16 protein-coding genes are annotated in these 19,664 nt (G+C 37.2%); 11 read left to right on the plus strand and 5 right to left on the minus strand.

From position 1 onward, the window contains the following. Nucleotides 1-10 precede the first annotated feature (10 nt). Both FJG96_RS00220 and FJG96_RS00225 read right to left on the minus strand, forming a co-directional pair. Nucleotides 11-319 carry a VirB3 family type IV secretion system protein gene (locus FJG96_RS00220; protein ID WP_139412259.1) on the minus strand — a complete coding sequence of 103 codons (309 nt, stop codon included), beginning with the start codon at nucleotides 317-319 and terminating at the stop codon, nucleotides 11-13. Nucleotide 320: 1 nt separating this feature from the next. After that, on the minus strand, nucleotides 321-644 hold the full coding sequence (locus tag FJG96_RS00225; RefSeq protein WP_139412260.1) for a TrbC/VirB2 family protein: 324 nt from the start codon (nucleotides 642-644) through the stop codon (nucleotides 321-323). 394 nt (nucleotides 645-1,038) lie between these two features. Here FJG96_RS00225 and FJG96_RS00230 point away from each other — a divergent pair, with 394 nt between their 5' ends. Continuing rightward, nucleotides 1,039-1,785, plus strand: coding sequence for a hypothetical protein (locus FJG96_RS00230; RefSeq protein WP_139412261.1), 747 nt, complete (start codon nucleotides 1,039-1,041; stop codon nucleotides 1,783-1,785). Between the two features lie 637 nt (nucleotides 1,786-2,422). On the opposite strand, the gene FJG96_RS00235 is transcribed toward FJG96_RS00230, so the two are convergent. Then, a complete protein-coding gene (locus FJG96_RS00235; protein WP_139412262.1) occupies nucleotides 2,423-2,782 on the minus strand; it encodes a helix-turn-helix domain-containing protein in 360 nt (119 codons plus the stop codon). A gap of 2,086 nt (nucleotides 2,783-4,868) precedes the next feature. Between FJG96_RS00235 and FJG96_RS00245 the strand changes: the two genes are divergently transcribed. Next, nucleotides 4,869-5,714: a TIGR01459 family HAD-type hydrolase gene (locus FJG96_RS00245; RefSeq protein ID WP_139412263.1), complete on the plus strand. Its 846-nt coding sequence runs from the start codon at nucleotides 4,869-4,871 to the stop codon at nucleotides 5,712-5,714. Then, the gene (locus FJG96_RS00250; RefSeq protein ID WP_139412264.1) at nucleotides 5,714-6,730 is read left to right on the plus strand and encodes a bifunctional riboflavin kinase/FAD synthetase; all 1,017 of its coding nucleotides are present in this window, start codon (nucleotides 5,714-5,716) and stop codon (nucleotides 6,728-6,730) included. Before FJG96_RS00245 ends, FJG96_RS00250 begins: the two co-directional genes overlap by 1 nt. 597 nt (nucleotides 6,731-7,327) lie before the next feature. Here FJG96_RS00250 and FJG96_RS00260 read toward each other — a convergent pair. Next, nucleotides 7,328-7,663, minus strand: coding sequence for a protein tyrosine phosphatase family protein (locus tag FJG96_RS00260; protein WP_139412265.1), 336 nt, complete (start codon nucleotides 7,661-7,663; stop codon nucleotides 7,328-7,330). A 1,254-nt stretch (nucleotides 7,664-8,917) separates the two neighbouring features. On the opposite strand from FJG96_RS00260, the gene parA reads away from it, so the two are divergent. From parA to FJG96_RS00310, 8 genes are all read left to right on the plus strand, one after another. Then, nucleotides 8,918-9,544, plus strand: a complete 627-nt coding sequence (gene parA / locus FJG96_RS00265; protein WP_139412266.1) for a ParA family partition ATPase — start codon at nucleotides 8,918-8,920, stop codon at nucleotides 9,542-9,544. After that, on the plus strand, nucleotides 9,544-9,771 hold the full coding sequence (locus FJG96_RS00270; protein WP_139412267.1) for a hypothetical protein: 228 nt from the start codon (nucleotides 9,544-9,546) through the stop codon (nucleotides 9,769-9,771). The genes parA and FJG96_RS00270 overlap by 1 nt, the downstream gene beginning before the upstream one ends. A gap of 1,125 nt (nucleotides 9,772-10,896) precedes the next feature. Then, on the plus strand, nucleotides 10,897-11,187 hold the full coding sequence (locus FJG96_RS00280; protein WP_139412268.1) for an EexN family lipoprotein: 291 nt from the start codon (nucleotides 10,897-10,899) through the stop codon (nucleotides 11,185-11,187). A gap of 185 nt (nucleotides 11,188-11,372) precedes the next feature. Further along, on the plus strand, nucleotides 11,373-11,648 hold the full coding sequence (locus tag FJG96_RS00285; protein ID WP_139412269.1) for an EexN family lipoprotein: 276 nt from the start codon (nucleotides 11,373-11,375) through the stop codon (nucleotides 11,646-11,648). Between the two features lie 197 nt (nucleotides 11,649-11,845). Then, entirely contained in the window at nucleotides 11,846-12,115 is a 270-nt protein-coding gene (locus FJG96_RS00290; RefSeq protein ID WP_139412270.1) for an EexN family lipoprotein, read from the plus strand. Nucleotides 12,116-12,118: 3 nt separating this feature from the next. Beyond that, nucleotides 12,119-12,331, plus strand: coding sequence for an EexN family lipoprotein (locus FJG96_RS00295; RefSeq protein ID WP_139412271.1), 213 nt, complete (start codon nucleotides 12,119-12,121; stop codon nucleotides 12,329-12,331). 32 nt (nucleotides 12,332-12,363) lie between these two features. Next, a complete protein-coding gene (locus tag FJG96_RS00300; protein WP_139412272.1) occupies nucleotides 12,364-12,582 on the plus strand; it encodes an EexN family lipoprotein in 219 nt (72 codons plus the stop codon). 3,005 nt (nucleotides 12,583-15,587) lie between these two features. Beyond that, the gene (locus tag FJG96_RS00310; protein ID WP_005774841.1) at nucleotides 15,588-15,992 is read left to right on the plus strand and encodes a hypothetical protein; all 405 of its coding nucleotides are present in this window, start codon (nucleotides 15,588-15,590) and stop codon (nucleotides 15,990-15,992) included. Between the two features lie 2,390 nt (nucleotides 15,993-18,382). Here FJG96_RS00310 and FJG96_RS00315 read toward each other — a convergent pair. Next, the gene (locus FJG96_RS00315) at nucleotides 18,383-18,742 is read right to left on the minus strand and encodes a helix-turn-helix domain-containing protein (protein WP_139412273.1); all 360 of its coding nucleotides are present in this window, start codon (nucleotides 18,740-18,742) and stop codon (nucleotides 18,383-18,385) included. Nucleotides 18,743-19,664 lie beyond the last annotated feature (922 nt).

Here is a 19,664-nt window from a genome sequence, read left to right on the forward strand (position 1 = left end):
TTTTGTTCCTTCAGCGTAGTTCCTTATAAGTGCGGACAAGGCGTAAGGGGGAGGTAGAACCGCCTCCCCATCGGCTGAGATTTTTTTGTTTTCCTCTTGTATTGAGCCACGCAAATAATACGCGAAATTGGTTGTGATCATATTTTGTCACTTCACGCAAAATAAAGTGAATCCCGATGCCTAAACCAAACATGGTAAAATCACTGGTCAAAATAAAGAGAATAGATGTTGCCATGACATTGAGTGCCATGGCTTCCATTGTAACACCGGCAAACATGGCCGGACGTGTACAGGCAAGGAAAAGGGTATCTTCGTTCATTTTATGTTGTGCCCGCTAATTTACCGACGAGAGCGGGAGCCCCAAAAACAATCGCAATACCCAGAACACAGTAAGCTGCTTTGCGTAAATCAATAAAGCCGTACATCCAGCCAATACCTACAGCAGCAACACATATAATGGCAATGAGCTTTGCCGTTGCGCCCGTCATCATTGTGACAATGTTGCCTAAAACACCATCAAGATTCCCGAAACCACCCCCACTAGGAGCAGAAGGAGCAGCACAAGAAGGATCGGATACTAATACTGCTGTAAAAAGCAGCATGGTCACGATAAAAATGATGTTCTGAAATCTATTATCTGTCATTTTACCTCTCTTTAACAAACAATATTTGTTCATCTGTCGACATTTCATTGCCTCTAACAACGGGAGAATTCTGTTATTTTTGACAGTTTAAACTCCTCGTTTTTTTTGTTTTTAAAGTCTTGATTGTGGATTTTCTCACTCTCAAACGCTTTTCTTAAAGAGACAGAAGTCTTTTCAAACTGAGATTGTGTTATATGAAAATGGCAATTTTAAGTTGTGTTTCTGCTTAAGACAACAATATTGAAATAAGGTGAGAGAAAATATTATTTTTTACAAAATGTAGTTAATGTACAAAATAGATATTTATATTTTTTTCTTTAAAAACAAGGGGATTGCTGATAAATAATGTAAAATAATAGAAAAATATGAACTTTTTGAGCGAGCGTGTTAAGAAATGCTATTTAAATGGATTGTTATTATTTACATTATGGGGTCCATAGTGTGGGGATTAAGCCAATATAAAGATCAAATAGATTTCAGCTTTCTTAAAATATTAAAAACGCAAGATATCCAAGATATCGTGGATCTCTATCGGGAAGAAAAAGATTTAAGTCAATCGATGACTCAACAGTCTTTAGAAAAAAATGAATCTGCGCTTGAAAAAAATATACCAGTGCTCGATCGTCAGAAGACAGTTTTATCAAGCGATGGTGTCAATAATACAGTTGTTTTTCATGGCAGGGCATCGGTTACCAGTGGGGTTACGTTTAAATTGCTGACGCCTTCTGCACAATCTTGGCGATCTCATATGACCCGTGATATTCATCTTTATGGTGTGGACACATGCGCGCCCCGCCAAAAAGCAAAATTAAAGGATCAAGAATGGCCTTGTGGTGCGGTTACAACGGCTTGGCTTGTTACCAAAACACTTGGTCAGGATTTATCCTGTAAACGGGCTTTTATGCACAATGGTGTTTATTATGCGCAGTGTTTTGTTCAAGGGGTTGATTTAGCCGAGGCAGGTCTTAGCGAAGGGATGTTGGTGCTCTCAAAGGAGGGTAAAAATCCTCTTCCAACACAGTATCATTATGCGGAAGAAAAAGCACGTAACAACAAGATTGGTCTTTGGTCAAGCGACTTTACCGAACCTTCAAAATGGCGGCAAGATAATGGATCTTACAACCCCTTTGCAAGTCAATAATTGGTCTTGTTATATTTACGTGATGTTTATTGCAAAAATGTGTGAGATTAGCACAAACCTTACAGTCTCATGAGAGGCTGTTCTTTGAGGTGGGTGATTAAAATAAACCAAGTTGATGTGCTTCCTTCAAAAGATGGATTGTTTTGTTGACAGATTGAACTGGATTGAAACGTTTTTGTACTTCAATGTGTGCAGGAGGCTCGCTTTTTAGAGCGTTTTTGTTCGTAGCGCCTCATGGAACATGGTCCTTTGAGAGGTTGAAGCCAGTTCAGTAAAACTGGTAGACAAGACACCGGATTGTAAGCTGCTCCTTTTAAGTATAGGGGAGGTGGAGAGGATAGAACTTTTTCAAATTTGGAACAGTCAAAAGAAGTATCGCTCAATATTTTAAGATATATATCATGAATTGTTTTCATGATGGCTTAATGAGCTTTTTCTTGTCATGATGTTTTTCGAGATATTTTCAGAGAAATATTGATGAAGCGGCATGAAGGCTTATGAAGAGAAAATATCGTGTTGCCTATCATAGGAAATCAGCCCAATAGCCTGTTCAATAAAAAACGCGTTGTTTATAAATTGCAGGGCTTTGTTCTTAGAATAGAAAGCAGATTAGAGGATAAAGGTCATTTAAAACGTTTTAATTTTGATCAGAAATTAATTTTAAAATGGCTTTTTGTTTAACAGAGGTCAGGACTCTAAAACTTTTTAAAAGCAAAAATTCCTCTTTGCATGATGCAATTTCTTCATGAGGGTAGGAGGTGTTTTCTTTTGTGATAATATCCGCATAAAAAAAGGAAACCGGAACATTTAGGATATCGGAAATTTCCTTTAACCGCCCCGCGCTTACACGGTTTAAGCCTTTTTCATATTTCTGGATTTGTTGAAAACTTACCCCTAAAGCGTCTCCTAATGTTTTTTGAGACATTCCCAACATTTTTCGCTTCAAGCGAATCTTTTTGCCGACCAAAAGATCAATATTAAGATTTTGAGATTGCATTTGCCCCCTCCGGTTGCGAGCGCCCTCGCATGAGTATTCCGGGAGCTTGAAAACACTGAGCTCTAGTCAGTTTTTTTGCTTTTAGTGCTGGGAAGCACCTGGACATAGCAAAAACTCCCGGAATCCCGGGACACCCACAGAGTGGGTTCATTTTCACGCTAGAGCTTAGGGGTTTCAAGACCCTAATGGTCGTTGCGTATGCGACCAAAACACCTCCATTCATAAAGTAATTTTAAGAGCTTGGCAATATTAAGATTTTGAGTTTGCATTTGTCCCCGCCTAGTGCGAGTGCCTCTTATGCGTATTCCGGGAGTTAAAAGCACTGAACTCAAATCAGCATTTTGCTTTTAGTGCTGGAAAGCACCTGGACATAGCAAAATCTCCCGGAATTCCAAAAAAAACGCAAAGCGGGATAATTTTATGGTTTGAGGTTTTGAATTTGTCTTTCCTCTTGATTGCCACGTATGCGACCAAAATATCTTTCAGTGGGTAAAGTAATTTTAAGAGCTTGGCAATATTAAGATTTTGAGTTTGCATTTGTCCCCGCCTAGTGCGAGTGCCTCTTATGCGTATTCCGGGAGTAACAAGCACTGACCTCGAATCAGCATTTTGCTTTTAGTGCTGGAAAGCACCTGGACATGGCAAAATCTCCCGGAATTCCAAAAAAACGCAAAGCGGAATAAATTTATGGTTTAAGGTTTTGAATTTGTCTTTCCTCTTGATCGCTACGTATGCGACCAAAACATCTTTCAGTGGGTAAAGTAATTTTAAGAGCTTGGCAATATTAAGATTTTGAGTTTGCATTTGTCCCCGCATAGTGCGAGCGCCTCTTATGCGTATTCCGGGAGCTTGAAAACACTGAACCCTAGTCAGCATTTTGCTTTTAGTGCTGGAAAGCACCTGGACATGGCAAAATCTCCCGGAATTCCAAAAAAAACGCAAAGCGGGATAAATTTATGGTTTAAGGTTTTGAATTTGTCTTTCCTCTTGATCGCCACGTATGCGACCAAAACATCTTTCAGTGGGTAAAGTAATTTTAAAAGCTTGGCAATAAAAATCGTTTTTCTAAAAACGGGTAGATTTATTGAAGGAGAGACTGTTTGCCTTGCAAATTTTTAAGACGTGCTCAGCAAAATGATGTCCTCAGCCCTGCATTTGCTGAAGGGAGCAACAATCTCCCCGTGAAGTTTAAAATTCAGCTCTCTATGGGTGCCTCACGAGGACTTTGATCAATAACCAAAATGGGTTTTCTTATGTGGTTGAGAGATCATAATGAGAGGGAAAAGCTTTCATGAGTGAACATCCCTCAGGCAACACACAAAAACAAAATAGCTTGGATTTTGTCACTTCACCTACTTGTTTAAAAAAATCTTTCTCAATTTTTTAAAAAGTCTTTCTCAAGGCTCGTTCTCATTTCATGAATGGTGCTGCCTGAAGTGTAGCAAGGGAAAGCTTCTATGGATAGGATAAACGCTATGTGTCTATCTTTCCTGAAAAAAGGTGTACAATGGCGCATAGTTCTAATCCTCTGTCAGTTCAAAATACTCCGATAATTTTTGCGTTTGAGAGGAAGAAATATTTTATTCTTTATCTTTAAGTGTTTTTATTGCTCATTCTACTTAATGAATGGGCAAACAAAGTGTTGTGATTGATTTAATATAAACAGATTTGAAATGAGAAAAGATATTTGGGCTTCTCATGAGGCTTGAAGAATAAACGATCATTATAAATCAAGGATTTTATCCCTAAGGAAGTAATTTTTAGGCGTTTTTTAATCTGTTTATTTTCCAAATAAACAACTTGAGTATTTTCGCTAAAAAACTGTATCAACGCAGTTGTTGTTGGAATTGAAGTTTTTATGAAGAAAATGAGTATTGTGGAATGATAAGCTTTTGTTATAAAGCACTTTAGAATTTTGCACAACTTAACGATAGCTTATTTATTTTATCCTTTCTTATGATCTTTAATAAGTGATGTAAAGTTGGGATATGGTTTGAGAAAGAAGATGACAGAAATATTATCTTTCGGTAAGTAGTTTTGAAGTAAAAAAACAGCTTGATCAATGACAAATAGAGATAGGTGCACCATGAATGAACTTACCCATATTGAGACTGTTATAGAACGTTATGATGCTGTTTTTTGTGATGTATGGGGTGTTGTGCATAATGGTGTACAGGCATTTGAACCAGCGTTGAAAGCGTTGGATAAAATTCGACAAATGGGAAAAACTGTCATTCTATTGACCAATTCTCCTCGATTACGGGAAGATGTTGCGGCTCAATTACAAAGTATGAAGGTTCATCGTGACTATTATGATGCCATTATCACATCAGGGGATGTCACGCGGGATCTCATTTGTGCTGCACCACGTAAAGTTTTTTTCATTGGTCCACAACGTGATTTGGTGTTGTTTGAAGGATTGACGTGTGAATTTGTTGAAGAGAGAGAAGCTTCTGTTGTCGTTTGTAGTGGTTTTCTTGAAGAGTTTGAGGAAGAACCCTCTGCTTATGAGGCGATGTTTCGTCGCATAAGGGCGCGGAATTTACCGTTTATTTGTGCTAATCCAGATGTGATTGTCCATTATGGAAATAAGGAATTTTGGTGTGCCGGCGCATTGGCACGTCTTTATCAACAATTAGGAGGGGAAGTCCGCATTGCTGGAAAACCTCATGCGCCTATTTATGAGTGTGCCTTTGAAAAACTTCAAAAAATACGTGGGACAGTAGAAAAAAGTCAAATTTTAGCGATTGGTGATGGTCTTTTGACGGACATTAAAGGGGCGGCTCAATTTGGTCTTGATGCCCTTTATATTATGGGGGGGATTCATTGTTATGATTATATGCAAAATGGTGTGGTTGATAAGCAAGCTTTGCATTCTTTTCTAGAACGTCATGGTTATAGGCCACAAGCAATCATGTGGGCACTTCAGTAATGGCTAAATTTTTACGTCTTCAGGGAATTCATACCTTTCCCTCGGCTTGGCGGGGAGCTGTGTTGGCACTTGGAAATTTTGATGGTGTTCATTGTGGGCATCAGGGAGTGTTGCAAAAAGCACTTGATTTCGCGCGGATCAAAAAGAAACCCGCTGTTGTTTTAACCTTTGAACCGCATCCAAGAAGTTTTTTTCAACGTTCAGCGCCTGTCTATCGTTTGACTGAGGCGGCTGAAAAAGCTGAAATTTTTAAAATCCTTGGCTTTGATGGCGTGATTGAACAGCCCTTTGATGCTCAATTTGCCACTCTTTCAGCCGATGAATTTATCAAATCGATTTTAAAGAAAACTTTTGATGTTTCCGTTGTGGTGACAGGTGAAAATTTTCAATTTGGTTATCAGAAAAGTGGAAACGTTCCTCTTCTTTGCCAAAGAGGGAAAGAAGAGGGATTTCAGGTCGTGCAAGTCCCTTGCGTTTCTCATCCATGTGTGTCTCATTCTCAAGATTCACAACCGTTAATCATTTCCTCTAGTTTTATTCGGCAACTTCTTTCACAAGGGGAAGTGGACAAAGCCGCTCATTTGTTAGGCTATCACTATCGGGTATGCTCCAATATTATTCAAGGCGACAAACTTGGACGTCTTTTGGGATTTCCTACCGCTAATCAGATGTTGCCTTCTCAAGTTCGTTTGGCTCATGGTGTTTATGCGGTGCGTTTGCGTCGTGCCAACGGGGTTTTATATGATGGGGTTGCAAGTTTTGGCTGTCGTCCAACGGTTGTTAAAGATGGAGCCCCCCTTTTGGAAACCTATTTATTTGACTTTAATGACGACCTTTATGGGGAAAGCTGTACCGTTTCTTTTTTCCAGTTTTTGCGCGGACAAGAAAAATTTGATGGGCTTGAACCTTTGATTGCACAAATGCACCGTGATGAAAAAAAAGCAAAAGAAATTTTAAAAACAGTCCAACCCTTATCCCCGTTGGATCAGTTGCTTACTTTTAAAAATAGGCTCTAAGTTTATCTGAAAAAGAGAGAAAACTCGCAAAAATAGCACTTAAAGTGATGATCATCACAAACATATATTCCAAAACATCACGGAGTATATGTTTCTTGCGTTGTTGAGAGGGAGAATCGAATATCTGAAGATCTGATTGAGGCATTGTCTTTTTTAAAGTTAATTGTATGGCTTTTGTTGTCAATTAAAACTTTACTGCTTGTTTCTTTCTGATTCGTTAAAATCTATGATGAATCGTGAATGAATAAGGACACAGCATGTTTGGCAAGAAGAGATGAGAAGAAAAAGGAGAACTGTTTTTTTAACTTCTTACACTTTTAACCTTACACTTTCACAAAATTTAAAATCGATGATTTTTTTTATTTTAAAAGCTAATCGCTTTATCAATTTGCAGGAATTTTTATAGCTTTTTCATGGCTTCAAAGGAGAAGGTTTGTTGTCTATTTAAGAGTAAAGCTTGTTTATTGCATCCTATGAAGGAGGACCTTAAAGAGGAAAGCCCCAAGTGTAAGCTGTAAGACAAACATTTTTGACAGATAATTTTTTTAAAGATTGGTGCGAATTGAAGAATTTTTGTTTTTTAAGAGCGCGTAAAACCTATGATTCAAGACATGCTAAACGATAAAGATGCAGTGAACGCGTTCCGCGATGGCAATAGGCGAGAAGAGGCAGAGATGCTGTTTTTAAAATTGTTTGCATGGTCTCAACATCTGATTTTTCTATGGTCGGAGGAGAAATGGGAAGATAATAGGCTTTTATGCCATAGTCATTTGCGACCGTTTTAATGCTTGAAAAGTCAGGTTGATGAGATTCTTCGTGATCAGGGCGGTTACAGATAATTGTTTTAAAACCAGCTTCTGCCAATGTTTTGATATTTTCTATACTCACTTGGGCGCCGATAAAAATATCAGGGGCAATTTGCTGTAAATTCATTTTCGTTTATTCCCAATTGCACGATTTTTACGATACTCTCAAGTCTATAAAAGGACATGAAGAAGGTAAAATCTTTCAAGGACATCTTAACAAAAATATTTTTTTTGTCGAGAAAACTTGCTTGGAAAAATGCCTTGTAAGATGCAACATATTCTACTGTATAACATGTTCGATATTGAATAATATATTGATCTATAATGATAATCTATCATTGTTTAACTTGAATGAGAACTCTGAAGACTGTAAAATTTTCTTGTTTTAAGGCTGTTCCATGTTGCATTAATCAAGATCTCTTGCTGGTAAGCGGGGGAGGTGCGTGGAGTGAAATTGTATAAGAAAGGACGAAAAATGCCTTTTATCGTTTCAAGGGACAAGAGCCTTATCATACGCTCATGAGCTGGCACAAGTTGTGTGATGAGGGCGGTTTTCTCCTTCTCAAGCGTAAAGATAGATCTACTCAATGGCTGGACCGTTATGAAAGATAACGCTCTTTATGGCTGACTCATTGTTCTCGCGAAGCAGAGAACACCCCATTATGTTACTTGTTTGTCCTGATTTTCTCAAGTCCATTCCACTCTGTCGTGCGGAAAAGTCTCAATTTAAAGAGTATAACATTCATTGTATATCCCTCATCTTTCATTCAAGAAAAGGGACAAACCGACACGATTATATACGCGCCATCGATGTGGACAGCCGTTCTTGGCATTTCAGACACTTCATTAAGACGTCTTTTTAGTCCTTTTTTCGTGTTTGTTCGCATCTGTGAGCTCTGCTGATGATGAGAGACAAGTGATTTTAATTGATTGAAGATGAGAGGGGGAAAATGAGTAAATTTTATCGATTTTGCTTTTCTCATTCAATATGTCCCCCTGAATTCTTCTAGGGTATTGGTTATCTCTTTAAGAAAAAGGCTTGTTTGTCAGGGGGGGATCAAGGACCCCATAAAGGGTAAATCCCAAGGAAGATTATGCTGAGACCATTCTTGATCAATTAGCATGGATTTAAGAAACCTTCATTTTAAGGCAAGGGAAGAAAGATCTATCGCTTGTTTAAATTTATCTTTTTCTTTTTAAGAATATTCCCTTCAGAATATTTGGGGCTTCATACTAAAAGAATATTCTAAAAATAAAATTGAGTGCTGTCGTTTTTACCGTAAAAATTAACAGAAGTTGTTGTTTTGCAGGTGTTAGATGCTTGCTTCTTTTGTTGTTTTCAGTATAATCGTAAAAACGATAATACTGAAAGATGTAACGAATGATCATTGGACTTTTGAATCAAAAAGGGGGCGTCGGAAAAACCACGTTGAGCGTGAATCTGGCGGCCAGTTTTTCCCGTACCGGTGCGCGGGTGTTGCTTATTGATGTTGATCCACAGGGAAGTGCATTGGATTGGGCTGCTGCGCGTGAAGAGGCTCCTTTGTTTTCCGTTATTGGTTTACCGCGTGCAACGGTTCACAAAGAAATTACACAGATTGGTCATAGTTATGATTATATTATTATTGATGGTCCACCGCGTGTGACGGATCTTGCGCGTAGTGCTCTTATGGCTTCGGATTTTGTGCTTATCCCTGTTTTACCTAGTCCCTATGATATTTGGGCTGCTGATGGAATTGTCAAGCTGATTGACGAAGCACGCGTTTATAAAGAAAATCTCAAATCTGCTTTTGTTATTAATCGTAAAATTGTCAATACAGCAATAGGGCGTGATGTGAACGAAGCGCTTGGCATATATCCCGTCCATGTTCTTTCTTCTAGCGTTGCACAACGTGTGATTTTTGCAGAAGCTGCAGCTCAGGGTAAGGCTGTTTATGAAGTTGATAAGCAAGGGCTAGCCGCCGCAGAGATTGAAGCCGTTGCAGCGGAAATCAAGGAGTTAGTGTGATGAATAAAAAAATTAAAATTGGTACGAAACCAACCAATAAATCTATTCCTTTAACGGCTGATGCATGGGTAGGAAGCCACAAAGGAAACGCGAATGGAGGGATGAAGCGCCTCACAATCGATATTCCAGAAACTTTGCATCGATTAATGAAGGTCAGTTGTGCAAGTCGTGGAACTAAAATGGCTGATGAGGTGCGCGAATTGCTTGCAAAAAAATACGGAAAATAAAAATAATATACGATAACAGATCTATGATAATAAAAATGTGCGTTGGTTTGTTTTTTTAAAAGATGATATCAGTCGTTTTTACATGAAAGTAATCGTAATCAAAGCGCTCATTTTTTTTACGCGTTTTTTTCATACGATTCATTTCATGAAAGAGTCATGAAACCTATAAAAATTCTTCATTTCAATTTTTCTCCGATGGATGTGCTCATCCTCCCCCTTGTTATTTGTCTTATCGCTGGATAGTTCAGTTTATTCTTCCATAACAATTGTCTTGATTAATGGTTTTAAAGGTGAAGTTATTTTTTGTTTATTTTACTGAAATACATGGGTAAATCATATAAATTAGTAGTAGCGTTGTTTGTTTTTTTCTGTTAGATAATATTTCCTTTTTAAAATTATATTCATATTTATCAGGGGGGAAAATCAATAAAATTGACTGATATGGGTGTGCTATAAGCTTTCCTCATAACCAAAAGAAATCATTGAGTGTGATATGAAAATTATTTCTTTCATTTGTGTGATTTTATAGACTACATGATTTTAGAGTCTGAGTATTGAAGGCTACTTGATGATGGTCAAGGGATGATCCTTTCTATGGCTATCAGGAATGTATAAGATTGCTTTTTTAGAATTTCTATTGGTATTTTAAAAGTGTAGGGGGCGTTTAAGTTTTTTTCTTTCTCGGCGAATTAAGAAATAAGAAAGAGCGCAATCAAATCATTAAAAGAGTTGTTGTTTCATTTGCAGAAAACTTGCAATGGATCTGGGTATGGTGAATTTTTGATACGATATTTGTGCTGTTTTTCATGATAAAGTGGTTTTTTTAAAAAAAAGAAAAATTCTTGAAAAAAAGTGATTAAAAAGCTTTTTGAAAATATCAAGATATCAAATTGTTGCTGAAGTCTAAACAGTTCAAATCTAAAGAGCCACTGCGTAGATAACATTCCAAATGCAAGTCCAATAAAACAACTCTCATGATTCAACATATTGGCGTTGAAGCTGTTCGTATTTGTCAAAGGAAAGGTATACGTAAGAGCACAATACAGGATTTTGTGAATCCAATGATGTCGTTCTCAAAGTATAAAACAAGTTCTTAAAGTATAAAATAAAGAGAGGGGTAAATTCATGAACAAGATCATTCTAACAGCATTGTTGCTTTGCACAGGGCTTATCGCTGTTGGTTGTGAAAAAAACTACAGTGTTGAGGAATTTAAAAAAGATGAAAAATTACGCAAAGAGTGGAAAGAGAAATGCAATAAGTTAGAGCCACCTGCTTTTATGAAATCCCAAAATTGTGTAAATTTTGCACAAGCCGGTATGGAACTTTTTCAAGAGCATTATAGAGATCTTGCAAAGAAACTTCTTGAAAATAGCCAAAGTGGGAATGAAACTGAAAAACAGCAGGACAATAATTAAATTATAAACAATCTCGATAGGAGGATGCTTTTTTCGTATTCTATTGATTTAAGGATTGTAAAAAAAATCGCGTAGAGAAGTTTGATTTAAAATTTTTGAAAATGCACAATGGACCAAATGTGCAATTTTCACGGGACATTCAATCGTGTCCAAATTTTATCATCTAAAAGAAGGGGAATTTATTGATGAATAAAGTCATTATCACAGCATTGCTGTTTTGCATTGGATTTGCTGTTGCTGGTTGCGAAAAAGAATATAGCGTAGAAGATTTTAAGAAAGATGCTAAATTACGCAAAGAGTGGAAAGAGAAATGTAATAAGATAGAGCTATCTTCTATTACGAAATCCCAAAATTGTATAAATCTTGTACAAGCCAATGCGGATCTTGTTCAAGAGAATTCTGAAAAAATTTTAAAGGAATTGTTCGGAAATAACAAAAAGATGAATAAAACGAGGAAATAGTAAGACAACAATTAAATCATAAAAATATTGAGAGCAGTATTTTTCTTTTACGCGATTTATCGTCAAAGGTTGCAAAAAAATCGCGTAAGGGGGGGATTTTAAGATTTTTGAAAATGCACAATGGACCAAATGTGTAATTTTCACGGGACGTTCAATTGTGTCCAAATTTTATCATCTAAAAGAAGGGGAATTTATTGATGAATAAAGTCATTATCACAGCATTGCTGTTTTGCATTGGATTTGCTGTTGCTGGTTGTGAAAAAACCTATAGCGTAGAAGATTTTAAAAAAGATCCCAAATTACTTGAACAGTGGGCAATGAAGTGCATGATATCAGGGGATTTAGATTCAACAAATTGTAAAAATGCAGACAAAGCTTATCGTATAGTTCATAGAAACGATTGGCCTGGCGCAAGTTTTGTACATGATGACGAGGAAAAATCTGAAGAAAAAAAGGAAGGGAATTAAATCATGAATAAAGTCATTATCACAGCATTGCTGCTTTGTACTGGACTTGCTATTACTGGTTGCGAAAAAACCTATAGTGTAAAAGAATTTAAAACAAATGAAAAATTATACGAGGAATGGGCAAAGAAATGTGAGAAGGACGATTCACCGTTCAAATCTTCTCAAAATTGTAAAAACCTTCGACAAGCATATGTAGAACTTTTTTTGAGGCCCTAAATTTATCCGTTAAAAAGAAGGGGAATTTATTGATGAATAAAGTCATACTTACAGCATTGCTGCTTTGTACTGGAGTTTTTGTTGCTGGTTGCGAAAAGACTTATAGCGTAGAAGATTTCAAGAAAGATGAAAAATTGATGCAAGAATGGGGAATGAAATGTGAAAAGATGGAGGAATCTGCCAGAGAGAAATCTAAAAATTGTCGAAACGTTAAACAAGCATATATGGAATTTCTTTTTGGCTTTCATTAAAAAATAAAATTCAGATAAGTTATTATCTCAATAAGGGATGGGACCGTTATTGATTTTATTCCGTTTTTTGGATTTTTGTTCCTAACTTTTGGGGTGCTTTTGACTTTAAGAGCTAATCTTTTACGATTTGTACTCGTTGTGGAACAGATGACATATTGTCATCTGTTCAGCTAAAAAGTGCTTTTAATTGTAGTACTGTTGCACCGGAAGGAGCAGCCGCGTGTTGCGGCTCATTTTTTCAAATTATACGCTGATTTTTTAATGCTTTGGTTGCATGCATGATGAAATATGAGATTCAATCTATGCTGGGGTGTTTAATACACATCAATATTTTATCACACGAAGAATGGCTTTAAGCTTTTACGGTTAATTTTGAAAAAATTGGGTGGAAATATCTGTTTGGAATTTATTTTTTTCTGTTTTTAAGAAAGGGAAAAATCATTCTGAATGGACTTATTATCGTTTTATAGTCAAATATTTTTCTTAAACTATTTTTAAAAAACCGCTTTTTATTGGAGAATATTATCACATCAATTAGAGTGTGAGCCAGTGTTGCTAGAATGGCTTTGCCGGATGCTGTAAGAGGGTGACTGCCTTCCCTGTTTTTTTCTTTCAAGTTTGTATGCCTTTTTCTTGGGGTTTGTTATTATAATTTTGCCGTAGTATTATCGTTTTGAGTGGTGGTGGAGCCCATGTAAAATTTTATACATGTGTTCTTTTTTATTCTTGAGTGTTTGGTCAATATTCTTCGGACAATGCTTTGATGTGTAAAGAGTGTTCGTTGTTTTTCATATTGAATGAGTCCCCGATACGCGTAGAATTCTCTTATTTCAAATCTGTTCTCGGTTAAGTTACGCAACCCCATGTTTTTTGTACGTCAAAAATGAAAGTGTTCTCTTGCGAATAAAAAACGATTAAGAAAGGGATACAAATGCTTCTTATAAACGTATTCTTAAGAGCCAAGGGGCGTTGCACCATGAGGGGGGTAGAGTGTATGATGGTGCGGCTTACTTTCTCATAGAGGTCAAGATGGTGGTGCTTTTTAGCATAAGCTTCAATATTTTCCTTTAGGGGTGTGATATGCCTTGAGGGAGGAAATTAAGTAAAATCGGCTCGGTAAGATGCTTGATAAGAAGATAAATTGTTTACAGCTTGGATCTGGTCGAAAACTCTGTCCTTTAAGGTGGGGATGATGTTGGGCTTCAAGGGAAGTGTGAAGGAGCGTGAAAAGACAAAAATTGATGGTTAAAAATGCAAATAAAAAGGAGAGGTTAACACCAAAAGAGTTGCAAGAGATGTTTGAAATTGGGAGGTGGTTGATCGAGAGAGCTAAAATTTTACTTTGACCTTGTGGAAAATTCACAGTGTTTATTTGCATAGATTACGAAAAACTAAGAGATTATGCTTAATATACCTCTATGATGAGCGCTAAAAACACAACAAAAGCGTTGAGGGTAATGATCAAGGTTGAATAAAGCATCGCGGCTTTTATGAGATCAGCCATAAGAACCTCTTTCTGTTCTCTTGGAAGTGATTTTATAAGTAACAATATGTTACAGCTTGTAATATATGCGGATACACTATATTCGGCAAGCTTAAAATCTTTTCTTTATTTTAAGGGGTAAGGGTAAAAAGAGAGATGTCGTCGAAATTGGGTCTTTATTATAAACGATGTTTTTAGGCTAAGGTGTCTGTAAAGCTGCGATATTAAGAGTGGATTGTATGCTGTCCGTGAAATAATCGACAGGAAGATGAGGGAAAAATTTTGCAAAGAGTCATGGGGGGGAGCGAAGCGTTTTTCATTGATAGTATTTTTATTTATAAGAATAATCTAGCGTTCTTCAGCTTGAATGAGAGTCTTGAATACCAAAAGATTCTCTCATTTTAAATCTTTTTATATTCAATCAACCAAAGCTATGTTTCTTGAACATTACAAGCAGAGAGAGCCGTATGCCGTGAAACTGTACAAGAAAGGCATTATACCTCTCATGAATCGTTTCAAGTGCTAAGGGGGTAATATTGGGGGCTGAGTGTGTGGTGGTGGCTTATTCTTTTATAAAGCGTAAAGAGGTGGTGGCTCAATGGATTTTATCCATTTCATGGATTCCGGTGCGAAATGGACTTGTGCGCAATGGGTTCGGGTGCCTTTTAAGAAATTGTTGTTTTTCAAACAAGCGTGTGAAGATGTGATTGAAGGCGTCTCGAACGGATGGGTTAAGAAACGCTTGAAAAGGTTCAAAAAATCTTATATAGTCGCTCACTGCAAAGAAAAGCGAAATGATAATTGAAAAAGGAAGATGGGTGGCTATTTAGCTACTTTAAGATGTCTTTTTTAAGAGTGCTATATGGCTGATCTGTTCAAAAGAGCGTTCTCTTTATGTGTTGTGCAGAATACTGCGTGTATGCAGAAAGAGTTTGGGGTGGGGGTGTGTCTTTTGAATGGAAGCAAACTAATCTTGTAGGGTGCTATCTTATGGCACCAGAGAGTGTGCAGATTTGGGTGCTGGAAAAGCTGTAAAGTTATGGAGGGTAAAATGCTGCTATCGGTGAAATGCTGAAGTTTTTAATAGGCTTAAATCTCTATATGCTGCGAATTTTTGCTGGCAGGTGTTTTTTATTGCCAAGGGTATCGTCAGAGGATTGTTGTTTTCTGTTGAGGGCTTGGTGGTGGTAAAGCGGATAAAGATAAAATAAGCAGAGAAAAATAAGCAAGCAAAATAGACAGAGGAAGCTTGGAAGTTTCGATGTTGTTGCGCAGAGGTTTAAGTTTATAGCGTTTTGGTGAATGCGTATAGTAGCAAGAATGATTTTGGAGCAAAACAAGAAAATATTTCAGAGAATACGTTGAAAGTTGAAGTGGTACGCACTTTGAAGGATTGTCGTGCTGTTGTCTGAGAAATGTTCACGTCACGAGCGCGATTGGGTGTATCAGCATTGAAGGAAAACTGTTTAATCTCCCTCATTTGAAAGCAAGATTGAACAATATAATTGAAGGGGAAATAAAAATGTCTGTAGTGCAATATGGTGATGATAGTTTTGCAGCAAAAGCAAAAGCTCTTGATAATAATCTTATTGATCGTGATTGGGCGATGACAAAATTTGTCGCTGCTGTGAAAGGTTTAGCCCAAGTGGTTGATTATGAAAGCAATATGCTAGAAAGCAGTGGTATTCCAGATTACGAAGAAATAAATTTATGTAAAATACGTGGTTTGCGTGATCTTAATAAATCGATGAGCGATGTGAGACGCTACATGAATCAAGATATTGAGCATGAAGTTGAAAGTTTGCTGTCTGATTTACAAAAAAAATTACAGCGTAATAGTGAACTACTTCAAACACATTTAAATGCAGTCAATGATCTTTCGCAAGCTATGCAGCTTTCTGGACTTGCAAAGGAATTAGAAGAATAATCTAAACTTCATTCATATCGGCTGTTCTACGCGATTATAATGATGAGGTAGGGCAGTGATTTGAATAAAAAGCGTGTTTGTTGAGTTTCCATGTTTTAAGCGCGTTTGGGGCTTAAAATTATCATTTTGCTGTTCTGTAAAACAGAGTCTCCAGTTTCTTTTAAGGTGATGTGATGCGCACACCTGTATGGTGGCGAGCCAAGTAAAGCGGCTTTAAGAGAAGGTGGATTGTTTATAGAACATTGTTTTACAGAGTGGGTTGGTAGGCACTTCATTTTTTCGTTTGGGGAAGGCGGCAAGAGAATATTAAGACCGTCCCGTGATGCCTTATACAACAGTCTCCTTTAAAGTGTTGTGATGTAAAAAGTATGGTGATGTAAAGTTTTCCTTATTAAGTACTTTTTAGAGTCTTTAGTGAATATTGCTTGTAAATTTTATGAAGCTCTGCTGTTTGAAGTGTGGTGATGTGACCCGCACACCTGTATGGTGGCGAGCCAAGTGAAGCGGTTTTAAGAGAAGGTGGATTGCTTATAGCGGATTGTTTACAGAACATTGTTTTACAGAGTGGGTTGGTAGGTACTTCATTTTTTCGTTTGGGGAAGGCGGCAAGAGAATATTAAGACCGTCCCGTGATGCCTTATGCAACAGTCTCCTTTAAAGTGTTGTGATGTAAAAAGTATGGTGATGTAAAAAGTATGGTGATGTAAAGTTTTCCTCATTAAGTACTTTTGAGAGTCTTTAGTGAATATTGCTTGTAAATTTTATGAAGCTCTGTCGTTTGAAGTTTGGTGATGTGATGCGCACACCTGTGTGGTGGTGAGCCAAGTGAAGCGGTTTTAAGAGAAGGTGGATTGCTTATAGCGGATTGTTTACAGAACATTGTTTTACAGAGTGGGTTGGTAGGTACTTCATTTTTTCGTTTGGGGAAGGCGGCAAGAGAATATTAAGACCGTCCCGTGATGCCTTATGCAACAGTCTCCTTTAAAGTGTTGTGATGTAAAAAGTATGGTGATGTAAAGTTTTCCTCATTAAGTACTTTTGAGAGTCTTTAGTGAATATTGCTTGTAAATTTTATGAAGCTCTGTCGTTTGAAGTGTGGTGATGTGACCCGCACACCTGTGTGGTGGTGAGCCAAGTGAAGCGGTTTTAAGAGAAGACGGATTGCTTATAGCGGATTGTTTACAGAGTGGGTTGGTAGGCACTTCATTTTTTCGTTTAGGGAAGGGGATAAGAGGAATATTAAGATCGTCCCGTGATGCCTTACAACCGTTTCCTTTAAAGTATGGTGATATGAAGCGGTTAGTCACTGCAAGCTCTATGTTTGAGATAAAGAGGCGGGTTTAGTATTTTCTCTTCTGTTGTCGTTTTTGTATGCCAGATTGGAGTACGCGTCTCTCTGTTGGGATTCGTATTTGAAAAGGAGAGGGAGCTTCATTGGTAGAGAATTATAAAATTGTAAAGGTGATATTTTTACTATCATCTTTTTGCTTTACAGCTTTTAAAGGAATTTAAAGCACTGTCTTTTAAAGAGTGAAGATCATACATTTTTTCATGTTTTTTATATTTATTTGCGTTTTTAATGGGATCACGCTTCTCATGCAAAACAGAACGCTTCTAAAAGAATAGATTTATTGTTTCCAATGTAGGCGCTTATTGTAAAGAAATATTTCTCAAGGCTTGCACATCCATTTTGTAAGAGTGCCTATTTTGTGATGTCGGTCTGTGGCGAGATGGTATCCATGAAGGTATAAAGCTTTCATGGAAATAATATAAAATCTCCAGAACACTCTCATCCCTATAAAGAAGCAAGTTGGCATTGCCATATTTTTCAGCAACGTTACTTTATCATTTTCCAATGTTGCGACAGCTTTTGACACTTGAGATTCTTAGAGTATTTTTCATCTTGTTTTATTTATATACCACCTTTGCTTGTGATGGGAAAACAAGTGATTTTGATTGATTTATCCATAGGAGAAGGGCGGTGATGAGAGAACCCTTACACTATTTGGTCTTAAAGTTGGAAAAGATGATTTATGACGATAAATCAATGTGTTATTTTAATAGAATGATGGGTGCAGAGATATTTAGAAGATGGATTGATAGGAGTGATCAACAGTGAGACCCCTCTTGAGGAGAAATTGGATTGTTTACAGATCTGAGGAGGAAGTGAAGGACAAACAAGAGTGCTCTCGCTATGGTGTATTTTAAGATATTTTCAGAAGTATTTATGAAGCGGCATGAAGGCTTATGAAGAGAAAATATCGTGTTGCATATCGTGGAAGTCAATTAAGCGGAACTTGCTAAATTAAGAAGCCAAATTGTTTATAAATTGCAGTGGTTTATTCTTAGAATAGAAAGCAAATTAAAGGATAAAGATCATTTAAAATATTTTAATTTTGATCAGAAATTAATTTTAAAATGGCTTTCTGTTTGGCTGATGTCAGAATTCTAAAACTTTTTAAAAGCAAAAATTCCTCTTTGCTTGATGCGATTTCTTCATGATGGTATGGGGTGTTTTCTTTTGTGATAATATCCGCATAAAAAAAGGAAACCGGAACTTTTAGGATATCGGAGATTTCCTTTAATCGCCCAGCGCTCACACGATTTAAGCCTTTTTCATACTTTTGAATTTGTTGAAAACTTACCCCTAAAGCATCTCCTAATGTTTTTTGAGACATTCCCAACATTTTTCGCTTCAAGCGAATTTTTTTGCCGACAAAAAGATCAATATTAAGATTTTGGGATTGCATTTGCCCCTCCGGTTGCGAGCGCCCTCGCATTGGTATTCCGGGAGTCTAAAACTGAAGCTAAATCAGCATTTTGCTTTTAGTGCTGGGAAGCACCTGGACAGTGCAAAATCTCCCGGAATTCCGGGATATCCGCAAAGCGGAGTAAATTTTTATTTTAGCTTTCGGGTTTTAGAGCCCTATTGGTCGTTGCGTATGCGACCAAAACACCTTTTAATTGATAAAGTAATTTTAGGGAATTTACAATAAAAAATAGCTTTTTTAACCAAAGGCGGTGTTTTCTCATGTAATTAAAGAAGGCATCGCTCTTTTGATCCTATGATCTTTCCATATCCGGAGGATAATATTTTACAAGCGGATAACTTATTTTGTGCATTGGATAGTGTTTAGAAACTGATGCAGGGCATTTTTCTTTGCCAATGAGTTTTTTGCCGACAAAAAGATCAATATTAAGATTTTGAGATTGCATTTGCTCCGCCGGTTGCGAGCGCCCTCGCATGAGTATTCCGGGAGTCTAAAACTAAAGCTAAATCAGCCTTTTTGCTTTTAGTGCGTCGAGCACCTGGACAGTGCAAAATCTCCCGGAATTCCGGGATACCCACAAAGTAGGATAAATTCATGTTTGAGTTTTCAGGTTTTCAAGGTCCACTTGATCGTTGCGTATGCGACCAAAACACCTTTTTATTCGTAAAGTAATTTTAGGAGCTTGGCAATATTAAGATTTTGAGTTTGCATTTGTCCCCGCCTAGTGCGAGCGCCCCCGCATCTAGTATTCCGGGAGTCTAAAAGTACTGAGCTTAATCAGCATTTTGCTTTTAGTGCTGGGAAGCACTTGGACAGTGCAAAATCTCCCGGAATTCCGAGATACCCGCAAAGTGGGATAATTTTATGGTTTGAGGTTTTGAATTTGTCTTTCCTCTTGATT

It is taken from the genome of Bartonella mastomydis, assembly GCF_900185775.1.
GTDB lineage: Bacteria > Pseudomonadota > Alphaproteobacteria > Rhizobiales > Rhizobiaceae > Bartonella > Bartonella elizabethae.

What these genes read in the sequence shown, in the direction of transcription:
- FJG96_RS00295 (WP_139412271.1), top strand. Translation starts at nt 12,119, where the DNA reads ATGAATAAAGTCATTATCACAGCATTGCTGCTTTGTACTGGACTTGCT.
- FJG96_RS00260 (WP_139412265.1), bottom strand. Translation starts at nt 7,663, where the DNA reads ATGAATTTACAGCAAATTGCCCCTGATATTTTTATCGGCGCCCAAGTG.
- FJG96_RS00280 (WP_139412268.1), top strand. Translation starts at nt 10,897, where the DNA reads ATGAACAAGATCATTCTAACAGCATTGTTGCTTTGCACAGGGCTTATC.
- FJG96_RS00270 (WP_139412267.1), top strand. Translation starts at nt 9,544, where the DNA reads ATGAATAAAAAAATTAAAATTGGTACGAAACCAACCAATAAATCTATT.
- FJG96_RS00310 (WP_005774841.1), top strand. Translation starts at nt 15,588, where the DNA reads ATGTCTGTAGTGCAATATGGTGATGATAGTTTTGCAGCAAAAGCAAAA.
- FJG96_RS00245 (WP_139412263.1), top strand. Translation starts at nt 4,869, where the DNA reads ATGAATGAACTTACCCATATTGAGACTGTTATAGAACGTTATGATGCT.
- FJG96_RS00250 (WP_139412264.1), top strand. Translation starts at nt 5,714, where the DNA reads ATGGCTAAATTTTTACGTCTTCAGGGAATTCATACCTTTCCCTCGGCT.
- FJG96_RS00230 (WP_139412261.1), top strand. Translation starts at nt 1,039, where the DNA reads ATGCTATTTAAATGGATTGTTATTATTTACATTATGGGGTCCATAGTG.
- parA (WP_139412266.1), top strand. Translation starts at nt 8,918, where the DNA reads ATGATCATTGGACTTTTGAATCAAAAAGGGGGCGTCGGAAAAACCACG.
- FJG96_RS00285 (WP_139412269.1), top strand. Translation starts at nt 11,373, where the DNA reads ATGAATAAAGTCATTATCACAGCATTGCTGTTTTGCATTGGATTTGCT.
- FJG96_RS00290 (WP_139412270.1), top strand. Translation starts at nt 11,846, where the DNA reads ATGAATAAAGTCATTATCACAGCATTGCTGTTTTGCATTGGATTTGCT.
- FJG96_RS00220 (WP_139412259.1), bottom strand. Translation starts at nt 319, where the DNA reads ATGAACGAAGATACCCTTTTCCTTGCCTGTACACGTCCGGCCATGTTT.
- FJG96_RS00300 (WP_139412272.1), top strand. Translation starts at nt 12,364, where the DNA reads ATGAATAAAGTCATACTTACAGCATTGCTGCTTTGTACTGGAGTTTTT.
- FJG96_RS00315 (WP_139412273.1), bottom strand. Translation starts at nt 18,742, where the DNA reads ATGCAATCCCAAAATCTTAATATTGATCTTTTTGTCGGCAAAAAAATT.
- FJG96_RS00235 (WP_139412262.1), bottom strand. Translation starts at nt 2,782, where the DNA reads ATGCAATCTCAAAATCTTAATATTGATCTTTTGGTCGGCAAAAAGATT.
- FJG96_RS00225 (WP_139412260.1), bottom strand. Translation starts at nt 644, where the DNA reads ATGACAGATAATAGATTTCAGAACATCATTTTTATCGTGACCATGCTG.